Annotated in this window: 13 protein-coding genes; 8 read left to right on the top strand and 5 right to left on the bottom strand. The window is 65.3% G+C overall.

Annotated features, from left to right (window positions below; all coding sequences use genetic code 11):
• The first annotated feature begins 20 nt into the window (after window positions 1–20).
• From HF989_RS05095 to dnaE, 4 genes are read left to right on the top strand one after another with little or no spacing between them, the layout of a single operon-like run.
• Window positions 21–1,691: an efflux RND transporter periplasmic adaptor subunit gene (locus HF989_RS05095; RefSeq protein WP_168684484.1), complete on the top strand. Its 1,671-nt coding sequence runs from the start codon at window positions 21–23 to the stop codon at window positions 1,689–1,691.
• Window positions 1,692–2,438: an ABC transporter ATP-binding protein gene (locus HF989_RS05090; protein ID WP_425482989.1), complete on the top strand. Its 747-nt coding sequence runs from the start codon at window positions 1,692–1,694 to the stop codon at window positions 2,436–2,438.
• On the top strand, window positions 2,439–3,707 hold the full coding sequence (locus HF989_RS05085) for an ABC transporter permease (protein ID WP_168684482.1): 1,269 nt from the start codon (window positions 2,439–2,441) through the stop codon (window positions 3,705–3,707).
• A gap of 57 nt (window positions 3,708–3,764) precedes the next feature.
• Window positions 3,765–7,325, top strand: a complete 3,561-nt coding sequence (dnaE, locus tag HF989_RS05080; RefSeq protein ID WP_168684480.1) for a DNA polymerase III subunit alpha — start codon at window positions 3,765–3,767, stop codon at window positions 7,323–7,325.
• 55 nt (window positions 7,326–7,380) lie between these two features.
• On the opposite strand, the gene HF989_RS05075 is transcribed toward dnaE, so the two are convergent.
• Together HF989_RS05075 and HF989_RS05070 are read right to left on the bottom strand one after the other, a co-directional pair.
• Window positions 7,381–7,785: a hypothetical protein gene (locus tag HF989_RS05075; protein ID WP_168684478.1), complete on the bottom strand. Its 405-nt coding sequence runs from the start codon at window positions 7,783–7,785 to the stop codon at window positions 7,381–7,383.
• A 234-nt stretch (window positions 7,786–8,019) separates the two neighbouring features.
• Complete coding sequence (locus HF989_RS05070; RefSeq protein WP_168684476.1) at window positions 8,020–9,861, bottom strand: choice-of-anchor I family protein; 1,842 nt, start codon at window positions 9,859–9,861, stop codon at window positions 8,020–8,022.
• 126 nt (window positions 9,862–9,987) lie between these two features.
• On the opposite strand from HF989_RS05070, the gene ilvA reads away from it, so the two are divergent.
• From ilvA to HF989_RS05050, 4 genes are read left to right on the top strand one after another with little or no spacing between them, the layout of a single operon-like run.
• On the top strand, window positions 9,988–11,289 hold the full coding sequence (ilvA, locus tag HF989_RS05065; protein WP_168684474.1) for a threonine ammonia-lyase IlvA: 1,302 nt from the start codon (window positions 9,988–9,990) through the stop codon (window positions 11,287–11,289).
• A gap of 4 nt (window positions 11,290–11,293) precedes the next feature.
• Window positions 11,294–11,935, top strand: coding sequence for a YigZ family protein (locus HF989_RS05060; RefSeq protein WP_168684472.1), 642 nt, complete (start codon window positions 11,294–11,296; stop codon window positions 11,933–11,935).
• A gap of 19 nt (window positions 11,936–11,954) precedes the next feature.
• On the top strand, window positions 11,955–12,188 hold the full coding sequence (locus HF989_RS05055; protein WP_168684471.1) for a hypothetical protein: 234 nt from the start codon (window positions 11,955–11,957) through the stop codon (window positions 12,186–12,188).
• On the top strand, window positions 12,178–12,573 hold the full coding sequence (locus HF989_RS05050) for an RNA-binding S4 domain-containing protein (RefSeq protein ID WP_168684469.1): 396 nt from the start codon (window positions 12,178–12,180) through the stop codon (window positions 12,571–12,573). Before HF989_RS05055 ends, HF989_RS05050 begins: the two co-directional genes overlap by 11 nt.
• On the opposite strand, the gene HF989_RS05045 is transcribed toward HF989_RS05050, so the two are convergent.
• From HF989_RS05045 to HF989_RS05035, 3 genes are read right to left on the bottom strand one after another with little or no spacing between them, the layout of a single operon-like run.
• A complete protein-coding gene (locus tag HF989_RS05045) occupies window positions 12,574–13,614 on the bottom strand; it encodes a GTP pyrophosphokinase (protein ID WP_168684467.1) in 1,041 nt (346 codons plus the stop codon).
• Between the two features lie 14 nt (window positions 13,615–13,628).
• A complete protein-coding gene (gene treY, locus HF989_RS05040) occupies window positions 13,629–16,004 on the bottom strand; it encodes a malto-oligosyltrehalose synthase (RefSeq protein ID WP_168684465.1) in 2,376 nt (791 codons plus the stop codon).
• Between the two features lie 10 nt (window positions 16,005–16,014).
• Window positions 16,015–16,596 carry a hypothetical protein gene (locus HF989_RS05035; RefSeq protein WP_168684463.1) on the bottom strand — a complete coding sequence of 194 codons (582 nt, stop codon included), beginning with the start codon at window positions 16,594–16,596 and terminating at the stop codon, window positions 16,015–16,017.
• Window positions 16,597–16,620: the final 24 nt, after the last annotated feature.

Below are 16,620 nucleotides of genomic sequence, written 5' to 3'. Positions count from 1 at the left end.
CTCGCGCGGGGCTTGCGCTAGTGACCACTTCGACGCTCCTTCTCGGCGCCTGCGGCTTCGGCGGCGGTGACAACGACGCCGATGGGGACGGCCTGAAGCCGGGCGACTACACGGTGGCCTCCAATGAGGGAGTCTCAGATAGCGTTGTGGTCAACGGGACGATTGAACCGGTTCGCTCCGTGAACATCACGACCCCGGTGCAGTCCGAGGTGGAAAAGGTGGCAGTGAAGGCGGGCGACCGCGTCCAGCCGGAGCAGTTTTTGGCATCCCTCAACTCCGAGCAGCTCGAGCGCCAGCTGGAGGTCCAGCAGAAGCAGCAGGCGAACGCGCAGGCCGATGCGCAGGCGGCGGTGGACCAGCTGCAATCCCAACTCAACGCCTACCAGGCGGGGTTGGATAACGGCACAAACCCCACGATCCGGGCTGCTCAGGCGCAGCTGAACCAGGCGCAGGCGGCCTATAACGCCGCCGTCGCCGCAAACGGCGGAGCTCGTTTGGTCAATCGTGGCGTGGACGCCATCGAGCGCGCTGCCGGCGGCATCTCCTCGCACTTGCCGGGTGTGCGGACCGCTGCGCCGGTGCCGGCGCCGATGCCGGCGCCCGGTGTGGTGGCGCCGCCCGAGGTGGTGGGTGCGCAGGCTGCTCCCGCCGCGCCGAACCAAGGCGTAAGTCAAGGTAACACCGGCGGGTTAACTGCGGACCAGCTGGCGCAGCTCACGGCCGAGAATGGCGGCGCTGCTGCGGGCTCCGGGGCGGGCGTGGCAGTGAGCACCGACGAAGCGTACGCGGCGTTGGAAGAGGCGAAAGCCAACCTCGCTGCTGCGCAGGCACAGGCCGCTCAGGAGCGCGACCAACTGCGAGCGGAGCTGGATTCGGCGTGGCGCCAGGCGGAGGCGGCTCAGCTCGGTGACGGCGACGGCACCCTGGAGTACCAGGTGCGCGAATCCACGGTGTACGCGCCGCTGGCGGGCCTGGTCACGAGCGTGGACGTGCGAGAAGGCGACATTCCGCAAGGCAAACTCATGACGATCGCGGATGATTCCCGCCTGGTGATCCGCACCGATGTGCGCGAGGCGGACATTCCCAACATTGCGGAGGGCGACCGCGTGGAGTTCACCTCCACCGCCACTGGAAAGAAGAAGTTCAACGGCCGGGTCTCGCGGATCGCCCCGGCGGCCGATTCGGTCTCCGGAGGGAACCAGAATCCGGCCATAGAGATGGGTGGCCAGGCGGCCAAGTCCAGCGAGGTCACGTTCCCCGTTGAAATTGAGATCACCGGCGACAAAGAAGGCCTGCTCCTCGGCGGCAGTGCGCGCGCCGAGATCATCACCGCCGAGGCCAAAGATGCCCTGAATGTCCCGCGGGATGCGGTCTACGGCGAGGACAAGGACCAGAAAGTGCTGGTGCTGGCCACTGAGGACGACGACGCGACCACCGGCACGGTGGAGGAGCGCGCGGTGCAAACGGGCGCGTCCAACGACGTTGACATCGCAGTGACGGGCGGCGACCTCAAGCCGGGCGATATCGTGATCAACTGGCCGGACGAGTACATGGACCGCACCGGTGAGAAGGTCGAGATCAACGACCCGAACTTCGATGGGGAGAAGGTGCGCGAGGCCCGCGAAAAGAAGGAACGCACCACGGCCACGGTGACGGTCACTAGCACCCGCCGGGCCGCCGAGGAGCAGTAAATGACTGCGCCCACCTCCTCAGCCAAGCACAGTGACATGGCCGATTCCGGCCTGCTCATCGACATGCGCAACGTGGTCAAGACGTACAACGAGGGCGAGCCGAGCGAGCTCACCGTGCTGCACGGTATCGACTTCTTTGCGGATCAAGGCGAGTTCGTCTCCATTGTCGGGCCATCCGGCTGCGGCAAGTCCACGTTGATGAACTTGATTGGCATGCTGGACCGCCCGACAAACGGGGCCTACGCCTTCAACGGCGAGCCGGTCTACGCGAAGGAAGACAAGGAACTCGCGGCCTACCGCAGCCAGAACATCGGCTTCATTTTCCAAAACTTCAACCTGATCGGCCGGATCGATGCGCTGCAGAACGTGGCGATGCCGATGATGTACGCCGGCGTGGAGCGAAAGGAACGCGAGGAGCGCGCAGCTGAGCTGCTCAACCGCATGGGCATGGGCGACCGCCTCCACCACAACCCGAATGAGCTTTCAGGCGGGCAGAAGCAGCGCGTTGCGATTGCGCGCAGCCTCGCTAACGACCCTGACCTGCTGCTGGCAGACGAGCCCACCGGCGCCCTGGATTCTAAAACCGGCCGCATGGTGATGGACCTGTTCCACGAGCTCAACCAGGACCTCGGCAAGGCCATCGTCTTCATCACCCACAATCCCGAGCTGGCGGAGGAGACCGGGCGAGTGGTGGAAATGATGGACGGGCGTATCGCGGCCGTGCGCGAACCGGAAGGCGCGAAGTAGATGAACATCCGCGAATCCGTGCGGTTGGCCGTATCCAGCCTGAACACGAACAAGCTGCGTTCGCTGCTCACCCTTCTGGGCATCATCATCGGCATCATGGCCGTGATCATCATCATGACGCTCGGCCGGGCGCTGGAAAACGACGTGATGGGTGGGCTTGAGGACGCGGGTACGACGACCTACCCGGTCATGATCCACGAGCGCGCGGAGGAAGGGGAAGGCTCCGATGACCCGTTCGCCGGTTTTAGCTTGGCCCCGCCGTCGGACGAGCGCGACGGCATGACCATCGACGAGTTAAACGAACTCGCCGCTGCTTTCCACGGCCGCGTGCAGGGTGTGGATATCGAAACCTCCAGTGACGGTGAGGCAGCCCTCGATGACACCACAGCGAGCGTCAGCGTCAATCCGGTACTCGCTGCGTCCCTCGATATCCGCAGCCTGAACGTCCAGTACGGCCGCGGCATCTCGCAGGACATGATCGATAGCCAGCGGCCCGTGGCGGTGGTGTCGCCCGAGCTCGTGGAGGCGCTGTTCGGCGGCGATGCGACCTCGGCCCTTGGCTCCCGCTTCGATGTCGAGGTGAACAACAACACCAGCGTGTTCACCATCGTCGGCGTGCTGGAGGAAACCGGTGACAGCCCAGCGTTCGGCCAATCCGCGTTCGCGCAAATCTACATCCCCATCACGTCGGCTGAGCGGGTCGGGATGGAAGTCGATTGGGTGCCGTCGTTTAGCGTTCGCTCCGCGGCGAACGAAGACCCGGAAGTGTTCCGCAGCGACCTGCAGTCCTATCTAGACCGGAAGTACGCCGGCAATGAGGACTACGAGGCCGAGGTGTTCGACATCTCCGCGAGCCTCGAGGGGCTGACCACCATCTTCCGTACTCTGTCGACGGTGCTGTCCGCGATCGGCGGTATCTCGCTTCTCGTCGGCGGCATCGGGGTGATGAACATCATGCTCATCACGGTCACCGAGCGCACCCGCGAAATCGGCGTGCGCAAGGCCCTCGGCGCCACGCAGAGCGACATCCGTGTCCAGTTCATCGTGGAGGCGATGCTGGTGTGTCTCATCGGCGGCATTATCGGGGTGATCCTCGGCGGCGCAGTCGGCTTGATCGCAAGCTCCGCGGTGCTGGAGATGACGTGGCCGCCGCTGAGCGCGGTGCTCTTCTCACTGCTGTTCTCGCTGGCTACCGGCGTGTTCTTCGGCGCGTACCCCGCGTCGAAGGCGGCGAAGATGCAGCCTATCGACGCGCTCCGCTACGAATAACCGAACAGGGTTTCGAGGGGATTCGCCGGTGTCGGCGTGCCGTCTAAGATGACCCGCATGGCCAAAAAATCCTCCTTTGTGCACCTGCATAACCACACAGAATTTTCCATGTTGGACGGCATGGCCAAGGTGGATCTTCTGGCCGAGGAAGTCTCCCGCCAGGGCATGCCCGCGGTTGGCATGACCGACCACGGCAACATGTTCGGCTCCAACGCGTTTTATCGCCGCATGGTTGACGCGGGCGTGAAGCCGATCATCGGGATCGAGGCGTACATGGCGCCGGAATCCCGGTTCAACAAGAAACGCGTGCTGTGGGGCACGCCGGACCAGAAGCCGGACGACGTCTCCGCCTCGGGCGCGTATCTGCACCAGACCATGCTGGCGGAAAATGCCACCGGTCTGCGCAACCTGTTCAAGCTGTCCTCCCTGGCCTCGTACGAGGGCCAGCTCGGCAAGTGGCCGCGTATGGACGCGGAGCTGATCGCTGAGCACGCCGACGGGATCATCGCCACCACGGGCTGCCCCTCGGGTGACGTGCAGACGCGCCTGCGTCTGGGTCAGTACGACGCGGCGTTGGAGGCCGCGGCGATGTGGCAGGACATTTACGGCAAAGACAATTACTTCCTCGAGTTGATGGATCACGGGCTGCACATCGAGCGGCGTGTGCGCGAGGACCTGCTTCGCATCGGCGAAGCGCTGGACCTGCCTCCGCTGGTTACTAACGACTGTCACTACGTCTTGGAGTCCCAGGCCCCGGCGCACGAGGCGATGCTGTGTGTGCAGACCGGTAAGACGCTGCTGGATCCGGACAGGTTTAAGTTCGACGGCACGGGTTACTACATCAAGTCCGCCGAGCAGATGCGCGAATTGTGGGATTCCACCGTGCCTGACGGCTGCGACAACACGCTGTGGATCGCGGAGCGCGTGGGCGATTACGGCGAGCTGTGGGAGGAGCACCCGCACGACCGGATGCCCATCGCCGACGTGCCGGAGGGCCACACCCCGACAACGTGGTTGCGGGAGGAAGTGCTGCGCGGGCTGAAGGACCGCTTCGACGGGGGAGAGGTGCCCGAGGAGTACCTCAACCGCGCAAGTTACGAAATCGACGTCATCGACATGAAGGGCTACCCGTCCTACTTCCTCATCGTCGCCGAGCTGATCAAGCACGCCCGCGAGGTCGGCATTCGTGTGGGGCCCGGCCGTGGCTCGGCCGCCGGCTCTCTGGTCGCGTACGCGCTGACCATCACCAACATCGACCCGATGGAGCACGGGCTGCTGTTCGAGCGATTCCTCAACCCCGAGCGCCCGTCCGCGCCGGATATCGATATCGACTTTGACGACCGCCGCCGCGGCGAGATGATCACCTACGCCGCTGAGCGTTGGGGCGAGGACAAGATCGCCCAGGTGATCACGTTTGGCACGGTGAAGACGAAACAGGCCATCAAGGACTCGGCGAAGGTGAACTTCGGTCAGCCCGGTTTCCAGATGGCGGACCGCATTAACGGCGCGCTGCCCCCGGCGATCATGGCCAAGGACATTCCGCTGTCGGGCATCACCGACCCTGACCACGACCGGTACGCGGAGGCCGCGGAGGTGCGCTCGCTCATTGAGACCGACCCCGACGTGGCGAAGATCTACGAGACGGCGCGCGGGCTGGAAGGCGTGGTCAGGCAAGCAGGCGTGCACGCATGTGCCGTGATCATGGCGTCGGTGCCGCTGATGGAGCACATCCCGATGTGGAAGCGCCCAGCCGACGGCGCGATCATCACCGGCTGGGATTACCCGGCGTGCGAGGCCATCGGTCTGTTGAAGATGGACTTCCTGGGCCTTCGCAACCTCACCGTGCTCGGCGACGCGTTGGAAAACGTGCAGAAAAACCGCGGCGAGACCATCGACCTCGAGGCGCTCGACACCGACAACCAAGCCGTGTATGAGCTTCTGTCGCACGGCGACACCCTGGGCGTGTTCCAGCTCGACTCTGGTGGCATGCAGGAACTGCTCAAGCGCATGAAGCCGACGGGCTTCAACGACATCGTGGCGTCTCTGGCCCTGTACCGCCCCGGCCCGATGGGTGTCAACGCCCACTGGGACTACGCGGACCGCAAGAACGGGCGCAAGCCGATTACACCGATCCACCCGGAGCTGGAAGAGCCGCTCAAGGACATCCTGGACGAGACGTACGGCTTGATCGTCTACCAAGAGCAGATCATGAACATCTCGCAAAAGGTGGCCAACTATACGGCCGGCCAAGCGGACGGCTTCCGCAAGGCCATGGGTAAGAAGAAGCCCGAAGTCTTGGCCAAGGAGTACGAAACGTTCTCCGCGGGCATGTTCGCAAACGGCTACTCCAAGGAGGCGGTGGACGCACTTTGGGGCACGATCGAGCCGTTCGCGTCCTACGCGTTCAACAAGTCCCACGCCGCGGGATACGCGCTCGTGTCCTACTGGACCGCCTACATGAAGGCGAACTACACCGCCGAGTACATGGCCGCGCTGCTGACCTCTGTGGGCGACAAGAAGGACAAGTCGGCCATCTACCTGTCCGATTGCCGCCATTTAGGTATCAGCGTGCTGCAGCCGGACATCAACCAGTCCGAAGAGAACTTCATCGCTGTCGGCGACGACATCCGTTACGGCCTCGCCGCCGTGCGCAACGTCGGCGCCGAGGTGGTGGAGTCCATCAAGAAAACCAGGAAAGAAAAGGGGAACTTCACCAGTTTTTCCGACTACCTGGACAAGATCGAGCTGCTGGCTTGCAATAAGCGCATCACGGAATCGCTGATCAAGGCAGGAGCATTCGATTCCCTCGAGCACCCCCGCAAGGGCCTCATGCTCATCCAAGAGGACGCAGTGGACTCGGTGTTGTCCACCAAGAAAGCCGCAGACAAGGGCCAGTTCGACCTCTTCGCAGGCTTGGGCGGCGACGGCGGGGCAGAAAACGCGGCCTTTGCGATAGAGGTGCCGGACGACGAATGGGACCGGAAGCACAAACTCGCGCTGGAGCGCGAAATGCTCGGCTTGTACGTCTCGGGCCACCCGCTCGACGGCTTCGAAGAGGCGATTGACGCGCAGACCGACACCCAGCTGACCACCATCCTCTCCGGGGAATTGCGCAACGGCGCCGAGGTGACTATCGGTGGCTTGATTTCGTCGGTGGACCGCCGATTCTCTAAGAAAGACGGCTCGCCGTGGGCCATCGTGACTATCGAGGACCACCATGGGGCTCAGGTGGATGTGCTCCTGTTCAACAAGGTGTACGCGCTCGTTGCGCCGCAAATTGTTGAAGACAACATCATTTTGGTGAAAGCGCACGTGTCCATCCGAGACGATCGGATGAGCCTCTTCGGCGACGACGTAAAGGTGCCTGAACTCGGCCCCGGTAACGGAGCTGGATTGCCGCTGCGGCTGACCATGCGCACGGACCAGTGCACCGTCGACACCATTGCCAAGCTCAAGCAGGTGCTTGTCAATAACCCGGGCGACTCGGATGTGTACTTGAACCTAGTCAACGGGGAACATAGCCAGCTGATGGTCTTAGGGGACCACCTCCGCGTCGCGAGGTCGGCGAGCTTGATGGGGGACCTCAAAGCGACGCTGGGGGCCGGCATCTTGGGTTAACAGCGGGCGCGCGGCGTGCGGACTGACGCCGCGCGGCGTCGTTATGGGGCGGGCTTTACAGGAAAGCCTTGGTGGCCCGTTTGAGGGCCTGCTGCAGACCAGGGACGGCACCAATGAGCACCACCAGCGCGCCCACGACAGTGCTAATAGCGGTGACCCAGACGGAAATCTTCGCGATGGCTTCAAGAGCGTCCTCCTCGTAGGAGGACGGCTGCATCCACTTCGGAGGAGTGTATTCCGGCTCCTCTGGCTCGGGGGTCGAGGAGGTTGTCGGAGTGGCGGTCGTGTTCTCAGGAGTGGACGACCCAGCCTGGCTTCCGGTGCTCGGCGCCTCGGTCGTGGCAGTGGTTGTCTCAACCGTGGTGGACTCAGCCGTGGAGTCGGCGGCTGCGGCCCCCGCGAGGGAGCCGGCGGTAATGGCTGCGGCCGCGAAAGACGCGGCGAAGATGCGGGACTTCATAGTTGCCTTTCCTTGATCAGAAGAGATGTGGTGAGCAGGGGGCTCGGAAGCACACTGTGTTCGAACGCGCCGTTGCTAGGGCAGCGGCCGTGGGTTAGGTATCTTCCGTGTCTCCTTGTACGCAGCTGAACAATCTCGCTGCGTGGGCTGTGTCATGCGTGGCACGTTGATGAACGTAACAGTGCTGTGGCAGCCGCGCAGCGCAAACGGCGAATTATCAACGCCGTCTGCGTTCTACTTCGTCATCACGGTCGCGATCACATTGCCCAACGCGCCAAGTGCGCCGACGACGATGGCTAACGCGGCGAGCGCAATTGCAATCACACCGCCCTTGGAGAGGCTGCTCGTCGACGGCGAGGGGGCGGTCTCGTCCGGTTGCTCGATGAGGGAGTCCACCTGGAACACGGTGGTGGTGCCCGAGACCTCGTTGCCAACGAGCAGCAGGTTGTGGCCGTTCGGGGAGTCTTTTGCCGGCACGAACGCCAACCCCTCCGCACCGAGGTCACCGACCTTGCGCAGGCCCTCCTGCACCGCATCGTCACCGTCTTCCGCCAGCTCTTCCATGTTCACGGAGAAGTCGCGGTTGTTGATGTAGGCCTGGTACGTCGGGTGTTCCGGGTCTGTGATGTCGTAGACCATTACGCCGCCGAGACGTTCAAACCCAATGAACGCGTGGGTGCGGCCGTTGATCTCGCCGACGGTCACGCCCTCCGGCTCCGGGCCCTTGTCGTCGGAGCGGGAATCAAGCTCGTTGTCTGTGTGGCTGGCGTTGAAATGCTCCGGCAGCAGCTCGGCGGTAATCTCTTCGAACTGAACCCCCGAGTCGAACACACGCTTTCCGTCCGTGGTGAAGATGGAGAAGCTGCGGCCGCCGAAGGTGTACAGGTCTTCGTAGCAGGTGCCGTCCTCGTTCAATCCGAACGCGGTCGTGATCTTCAACCGACCCGCGTTCTCGTCCTTCTGGAACTCCTGGATTTGCTCGGCGCTCATCCCGGCGTAGCCGTCGCAAAGCGGAGGAAGCTTCTTGCTGCCGAGCTTGCTGATGCGCACTTCCTCCGAGTAGGCCTCCCAATCGCGGGCGTCGCCCTCATTGGCAAGTACTAGGTAGGTGGTGCCGTTGACCTCGTACGCTGCGATGGAGTCCGGCTGCAGGATGCCTTTCACCGGCGCTTTGCGGATGTCGATCTTTTCGTCCTTGCCTGAGTAGTCCATCGGCACCTCCCGGCGATCGGTGTAGCCAAGCGGCCAGACGTCCTCAACGGTTGCGGTGGCGATGTCAACCACCGCGATGGCGTTGTTTTCCTGGAGCGTGACGTAGGCTTTCCCGCCGGACACGGCGATGTACTCCGGCTCAAGGTTTTGCGCCTTGGTCTTGGAGTCGCCGACCTGACCGAAGACGTGCACGCCCTTTTCCGCGAGAGTGCCTTCGAAAGCGTTGAAGTCCGCGGTTTGCACGGCGTCCTGGGGCGCAGCGGCAACATCAGAAGGCAGCTTGATGACGGCGACGCTGCCCTCCGGATCGTAGGAGTAGTCCTCGGCGGGCTCGCCCTCGTTCGCCACCAGGGCGTATGCGCCGTCCGGGGTGATGGTGACCATGTCGGGAAGCGCACCCACGGCAACTCGGCCGAGGACGGCACCGAGCTCGTCCGCGCTGGCATCGAAGAAGATCAGCTCGCCGTTGTCCGTCTTATTCTCCGGCTCGACGGTGGCCACCGCCAGGCCGTCGCGTCGCACCGCGACAGAATTGATGGTGGTGTTCTCGCCGCCGGAGACCTCGCCGACCTTTGTGGGTGTAGCTGGGTCGGAGGCGTCCAAGACGTCGATCTTTCCGCTGAGCGCATTGACTGTGAGGATGCGCCTGGAGTCCGCGTGGAACGCGACGATCTCCGCCGCAGATTTGTCGAACGCGCCAGCGCCGTACGAACCGAGCACCGAGATATCGGCCGTAGCGCCGTCAGCGATCTGTTTTACAGGCTCGCCGACGACGGCTGCCCCGGTGTGTTGCGTCAGGCCGAGCGTGAGTGCGGTGGCGCAGGCCGCAGCGAGGCCGGTGCGAGAAATGGAGGGCGTTGACATTGGCAGACCTTTCATTTGCGCTGGACGGAGCGATACGTGCTCATGTGTACCGGCTGAAAGTGGGCAGAAAGTTTCGGTCAGGTGGCGTGGAAGTGAACGACGGTGGCAGGCGTAAACTCCCTAACCATGCGCACAGGCACTACAGATCAGTCCGACGCCACCTTCGACGCCGTCCACGCAGCCGATATCCGGTTCGCGCAAGGGCGAATCTCGTCGGTGATTTCGCCTACCCCGCTGCAATACTGCCCGCGTTTGTCTGAGCTGTACGGCGTGGAGGTCTACCTGAAGCGCGAGGACCTGCAGGACGTGCGCTCGTACAAGATCCGCGGCGCCTACTACGGCATCTCCCGGCTCAATGAGGACGAGCGGGCAGCCGGTGTCGTCGCGGCCTCCGCCGGCAATCACGCCCAAGGTGTCGCGTACGCCTGCCGCGCCATGGGGATTCAGGGCAAGATCTTCGTGCCCAAGCCCACTCCGAAGCAGAAGCGCGACCGCATCCGTGTGCACGGCGGTGACGCCATTGAGCTGGTGGTGACGGGCAATACGTTCGACGAGGCGGCGCAGGCCGCTCGCGAGGACGCCGCCGAACGCGGCGCGACGGTGATCGAGCCGTTCGATTCCCGCGACACGGTGATCGGCCAGGGCACCGTCGCCGCGGAAATCGTTGCCCAGCTGGCCAGCATGGGCAACGAGCTGGATACGGTGCTCGTCCCGGTGGGCGGCGGCGGGCTCATCTCCGGCGTGGTGTCCTACCTGGCGGATCTGTCCCCGGCGACAAAGGTAGTGGGGGTTGAGCCGAAAGGTGCGGCGTCGCTAGGCGCAGCACGCGCGGCGGGGGAGCCGGTGACCTTGGAATCCATCGACCCATTCGTGGACGGCGCGGCGGTCAAGCGCATCGGCGACATCCCCTGGCACATCGTCAACCAGCACGAGGACTCGATCGCGCTGTACGCGGCGGACGAGGGCGCGGTGTGCACGGAAATGCTCGGGCTGTACCAGAACGAGGGGATTATCGCCGAGCCCGCTGGCGCGCTGTCCGTGGCTGGCCTGGGGCTGGCGGATGTGGCCCCGGGCTCGACGGTGGTGTGCATCATCTCCGGCGGCAACAACGACGTGCTGCGCTACGCCGAGGTCATGGAGCGTTCACTGGTGCACCGGGGCCTGCGCCACTACTTCCTGGTCAACTTCCCGCAAGAGGCCGGCCAGCTGCGCCACTTCCTCAACGACGTGCTCGGGGAGGAAGAAGACATCGTGCTCTTCGAATACCTGAAGAAAAACAACCGCGAGACAGGGGCGGCGCTCGTCGGCATTGAGCTCGAGCACGCGGAAGATCTCGGGCCGTTGCTGGAACGCATGGACGCTTCCCCCATCGGCTGCCGCCGGTTGGAGCCGGGCACCCCGGAGTACGACTTCATCGTGGCGGGCTAGGGCAGTGGAGCAGTCCTACACCCGCCCTGCGGCGGAGCTTGCCACCTCCGAGTTCGAGGTCAAACGCTCCCGGTTCATCGGCTGGGTTGCGCGCGCCGAAACCGAGCAGCAGGCGCGCGACGTCATCCAGGCAGCCAGGGAGCGCTACCCCGACGCGCGCCACCACTGCTCCGCCTTCATCGTGCACCAGGAGGGGGCTCAGCCGATCGAGCGCTCCTCTGACGACGGGGAGCCGTCCGGCACCGCCGGCAAGCCGATGCTCGAGGTGCTCAAGGGCTCCGGACTGCGCGACGTCGTAGCTGTGGTCATCCGCTACTTCGGCGGCATCAAGCTCGGAACCGGCGGGCTGGTCAGCGCCTACACCGAGTCCGTCACCGAGACGCTGAAGCGCGTGACACCCGTGACCCGGGAAATCCGGGAGTTAGGCACCGTCGAGTTCCCGCACGCGGAGGCCGGGCGCATCGAGTCCGAGCTCCGCGCAGCCGGCGTCGACATCGTGGACGTGTCCTACGGCCGCGCCGCCGAGTACACCCTCGCCTACGCCCCCGGGGAGCGCGACCGAATCACCACGCTGCTCGCCGCGGTCACCCACGGCGGCGCCGAGATGAAAGATGCAGGCCACCGCTGGGTCGAGCGGGGCGGATAAGGCGCTACACTTAAGCCCCATGACCATGCAGCCGCGCCCCAACGACCCGATTGCTCAGCGGAAAGCCGCTGTGCGCCAGTACTCCCGCAACGCCGTCATGTGGGCCGGCGGCGGCGTCGCCGGCGGCATCGCGTTCGGGTTGATCTTCGGTTCCTGGACCATCTTCGCACTCGGCCTGATTGTCGCCGTTGCGGGCGGGTTCTCCAACTGGAACAAGGTCCAGCGCATTGTGAACCACAAGGATGAGGTCTAGTTTGACCCAGCCAACTGTGTCGGCCGTGCGCATCGACGTCTGGCTGTGGGCCGTCCGCATCTTCAAAACCCGCAGCCAAGCCGCTGAGGCGGTGCGCGCCGGGCACGTCAAAATTGACGGCAAGGCCGTCAAACCTGCTGCACAGGTGGTGCCGGGAGAGACCGTGCGCGTGTGGAAGGACCACCGCGAGCTCATCCTCGAAGTGGCGGCCACCGTGAGTAAGCGAGTCGGAGCCCCGATAGCCCGGTCCTGCTACATCGACCACTCGCCGCCGCCCCCGCCGCGCGAGCTGTTTGCCGCGCCGCCGGTGCGCGACCGCGGCACGGGCCGACCGACCAAGAAAGAGCGCCGCGAGACCGACCGCTTGCTAGGTCGGCGGAAGTAGCTACTCGCCGCGCAGCAACGCTAGACGGGTAGTCAGGCGCTTGCGGCGCACCTGCGGGCGGTTGCCGGCATCCCACGTGCGTTCAATGTGCTCGGTGCCGTAACGGTTGAGCAGAAGATCGTCCACCACGCGCACCTGCCCCGGCACGAACGGGTACGACAGGGAGTTCGACAGCGCCTCAATGTCTGCCGGGTTAATCAGTTCCGCGACCTCAGAGACATGCTCTATGCCGTGGGCTCGCAACAGCTCGGTGCAGAACCGGTAGTCCCCGGCGCGTGAGAGGGGGAACTGGTTGCCTAAGAGCACCGTGAGGATGCCGGGCAGTGTCTCCGGGGAGATCTCCGCGTCAACGTCGGTGTTGACCTTCTCCTGCGGGTCGGCCACGGCGGCGATCTGGTCGAATTGCTGGTCCGCGAGCTCGATCAGGCCAGCCGCCAGGGTAAACGCGCGGTCGACTTGCGGGTCCAGCTTCTCGGCGGCGCGCTTGTAGCGAATGTCGTGCTCGAACTCCGCCCAGGCGTGCTGCAGCACGGTGCGGATTTGCACCTCGAAGACCTGCCCCACGTAGTCTTCCAGTCCCTCGGACTGGTGTTCCACGCGCACGACCAAGTGGTGCGAGCCGTAGCCGAAGCCGCCCGCCACGCGCGTCTCCTCGGCCTTGTCCACGCTGCGCAACACCTCGAACTGGTCCGCCAGCAGCCGCTGCACGGCGGGGATCTCGGTCGAGTGCAGAACCGTGATGCGCGCGCCGACAATGTCCTTGATGTCGTTCCAGGGGTCCGGGTAGATCAGCTCACCGTCTGCGCGGGTCTTGCGCGCTTTTTCCTTCAACGAGGTCCACGACTTCACGCGTGCATCCACGCGGTCGAAGTTCACGCCGGCGTCGCGCATGAGCTCGTGCAGCGCGTGGCGGAAGGTCGTCGCGGCGTCCTCATGTTCGCGCACCCAGGCGAAATACGTTGACCCGAGGCGGGCGATGGTGTCGTCCACCGCCTTGTTCCGGGGTGTTGCCGCCTTGACGCGCTGTTTTTCAGTGCTCATAACGGCGGGCTAGCTTACCTGCTCAGCAGCGCGACGGGCAGCTCGGCACACAGTTCTGCCATGGGCACGCGGCCGGAATATGTTCGCCCGCTGAAGCTGTCGGTCCAGATCCCGTCGGGCAACGTGACAGCAGTGCCGCGCCACCCGCCGTCCCGCTCAAGCGCGAGGGGCTCGCGGGTGGCCAAAGCGATCACCTGGGCTTCGCCGTCGCCCGTGCGGGCCATGCCGACGACATGCTGGCTCGCGTCGCCCTCGGCGAACACCCCGGCGTACCCGCCGCCGAGAAACAGTTGCGGACGCTCGCGCCGCAGCGCCAACGCCTCGCGCACCACTCGTTGCTTGGCAACGTCCTCCGGCGAGCCGGCGGCAGCGCTTCGCGCCGCGTAGTCCACGAATCGCCGGTTGTCCGGGTCCACCAAGGAGAAATCGAAAAACTCCGTGCCCTGGTAGGTGTCTGGGATGCCGGGGCTGACGAGCTGAAGGAGTTTGCGCCCCAACGAGACCGCCACGCCGCCCGAATGCAGCTTCAGGGCAAAATCGGCGAGCATCCGCGTCGCGGGCCCGTGGGTCAGGTGCGCGATCCATTCGGTCATCTGGGCCTCGTAGGCGTGGTCGCTGTCGTACCAGCTAGACAGCATGTCGGCCTCGCGCACGGCCTTGACCGCATAGGCCTGCAAACGCTGGGTGAAATCCTCGGTCACCCGGCCGTCGCGCGGCCACGCACCCAGGAGGTTGTGTAGGAGAAACAGCCCGGTTGCGGTGTCAGGCGGCGGCGTGAGCGCAAAAACCTCCTCGACCAGCTGGTCGAACTCTCCCGGCAGCTCTGCGATCTCCAGCATGCGGGCACGGGTGTCCTCGCTGCGCTTGGTGTCGTGGGTAGTCAGTGTGGTCATCGCGCGGGGCCAGAGCTGCGCGCGCTCGTCCTGCAGGAGGTGGAACTCTGACGTGCTTACCCCGAAGCGGCCGGGTGCGCCGCCGACTTCCTGCAAAGCCACCAGACGGCAGGCGCGGTAGAACAGGGTGTCTTCCACACCTTTGGCCATCACCGCGCCGCAGACTTGCGCGAAGCGGTGCGCGGCTTCGCCGTGCGCTGCCAGCGCGGAGGCAACGAGGTCCAACGCGGCGCGGTTGCATGCGCGCGGGCTCTGGGCCAGCTCTGCGATCACCGCCGAGGTGACGCGGGACAGCGAGCGGTAGTCGGCGCGGTACACCGGCATGCGGGCAACAAGCGCCACCAGCACCTCGGCGAGATCGGCATCGGTGACCGCGGCGCCCGCGGGGGAGAGGTTATCGTGGCGCACCGCGCGCGCCAGCCGGCGTACTTCCGCAGCGAGCTCTTCCTCCGCTACGCGCGCCTTCAGCGCCCGCTCGGCCACCTCGACGGCCGGCTGGTCCCAGCGAGCGCCGCTGTAGCGGTACGCCGTGTCGCCGAGTGGACCCGCGGCGTCTGGGTTGACAAATACGCCGTCGAACTCGCGCAGCGCGTCGTAGCCGGTGGTGCCGTCGATGTTCAACCGCGGGTCCAACGGCTCGTCGGCGGCGAGGATCTTCTCCACGATGAGCCAGGCGTCGTACCCGACGAGTTCGCGCAAGCGGGTGAGGTAGCCGAACGGGTCGGTCAGGCCGTCTGGGTGGTCGACGCGAACGCCGTCGATAAGCCCCTCGCGCACGAGCTTGCGGAGTGTGGCGTGGGTGGCGTCGAAGACGCTTTCGTCTTCCTGGCGCACGCCGGCGAGGCCGTTGATGGAGAAGAAGCGGCGGTAGGAAATGATGCCGTCGCGCCAGTACATAAGCCGGTAGTGCTGCCGGTCGTGGACCGCCACCGGATCGTCGTCCAGCCCGGCGTAGCTCCCGGGCGCGAGCGGGAAGACGTGGTCGTAGTAGGTGAGCACGTCCTCGCCGTCGATGCGCGACAGCGCGATCGCCGCTGCGTCGTCGGGCGAGCCCAGCACCGGCAGGCCCAGCTTGCCGTCGGCGCCGTTGTCCTGGGCCCAGTCGATGTCGAAGAAGTGGGCGTAGTCGGAGTCTTTTCCGTGCTTCAACACGTCCCACCACCAAGGGTTGCGGCGCGGGACCTCGACCCCGAGGTGGTTCGGCACGATGTCCACCACCAGGCCGAGGCCCGCCTCGTGCGCAGTGCGGGCGAGCAGACGCAGGCCGTCAATGCCGCCGAGCTCCGGGTTGACCACCGTGGGGTCGATCACGTCGTAGTTGTGGTTCGACTCCGGTGCAGAGGCGAAGATGGGGGAGAGGTACAGATGCGACACCCCCAGGCTGGCCAAATACGGCACGATGTCGGCCGCCTGCGCGAAGCCGAACTCGCGGCCGTCAGGGTCGGCGTGGGGCCCGCGGAGCTGGAGGCGGTACGTGGAGGTAATCGCGCGTTTCACCCCTCACACCCTAATGCGAATCCGCGCCTCGCAGCAGGGGAAAGCCCACGGAGTACGTCCACACATCCGCACCCGGCAGGCGCGCGGAGAGCTCCGATGCATCGGTGTCGAAGACGAACAACTCGCACCCGTCGCGGCTGGCGTACACCAGCCCGGTGCCGGGCCGCAGCACCGCCTCGAAGTGCCGGTGCAGCAACGAAAACGGCTGCGGGTGGGCGAGCCACCACGCTGCCGGGACCCCGTGGCCGTCCACCTCGAAGCCGCGGGGAAGGTCGGTGCCGCCGAGGGCCACGGAGGGACAGCGGACAAGGAATTCCGCGCCGTGCGGGCGCTGCGCCTTCTCGGTCAACTGCGCCGCCGCCGCGTTCCACAGCTGGTGTGCGCTGCACCCCGCAGCGCCGATGTCCTGGTGCGTCAGGCCGGTGCCGGAGGGCGAGTCGAACATGCACACTAGCCCCGGGGACAGACTGATGTAGGCGGTGGAGGCCGCGAACCCGGCCTGGATGCAGGCGCGGGATCCGGCGCTGTCGAGACGCGCGAGGCGCAACGTCACCCCGTCGAGGCGAGCGGGAGCAGTGGCTGTCAGGTGCATGCCTACTTAGACGCGCCCGGCCCC

It is taken from the genome of Corynebacterium mucifaciens (assembly GCF_012396315.1).
Classification (GTDB): domain Bacteria; phylum Actinomycetota; class Actinomycetes; order Mycobacteriales; family Mycobacteriaceae; genus Corynebacterium; species Corynebacterium mucifaciens.
The sequence above is the reverse complement of the archived record's forward strand: the minus strand, read 5'-3'. Positions and strand labels throughout refer to the sequence as shown.

Bases quoted from the DNA above. Each gene is read 5' to 3' on its own strand.
- HF989_RS05075 (WP_168684478.1), bottom strand. From the start codon at position 7,785: ATGAAGTCCCGCATCTTCGCCGCGTCTTTCGCGGCCGCAGCCATTACC.
- HF989_RS05050 (WP_168684469.1), top strand. From the start codon at position 12,178: ATGAGGTCTAGTTTGACCCAGCCAACTGTGTCGGCCGTGCGCATCGAC.
- HF989_RS05090 (WP_425482989.1), top strand. From the start codon at position 1,692: ATGACTGCGCCCACCTCCTCAGCCAAGCACAGTGACATGGCCGATTCC.
- HF989_RS05085 (WP_168684482.1), top strand. From the start codon at position 2,439: ATGAACATCCGCGAATCCGTGCGGTTGGCCGTATCCAGCCTGAACACG.
- HF989_RS05055 (WP_168684471.1), top strand. From the start codon at position 11,955: ATGACCATGCAGCCGCGCCCCAACGACCCGATTGCTCAGCGGAAAGCC.
- HF989_RS05035 (WP_168684463.1), bottom strand. From the start codon at position 16,596: ATGCACCTGACAGCCACTGCTCCCGCTCGCCTCGACGGGGTGACGTTG.
- HF989_RS05045 (WP_168684467.1), bottom strand. From the start codon at position 13,614: ATGAGCACTGAAAAACAGCGCGTCAAGGCGGCAACACCCCGGAACAAG.
- ilvA (WP_168684474.1), top strand. From the start codon at position 9,988: ATGCGCACAGGCACTACAGATCAGTCCGACGCCACCTTCGACGCCGTC.
- HF989_RS05070 (WP_168684476.1), bottom strand. From the start codon at position 9,861: ATGTCAACGCCCTCCATTTCTCGCACCGGCCTCGCTGCGGCCTGCGCC.
- dnaE (WP_168684480.1), top strand. From the start codon at position 3,765: ATGGCCAAAAAATCCTCCTTTGTGCACCTGCATAACCACACAGAATTT.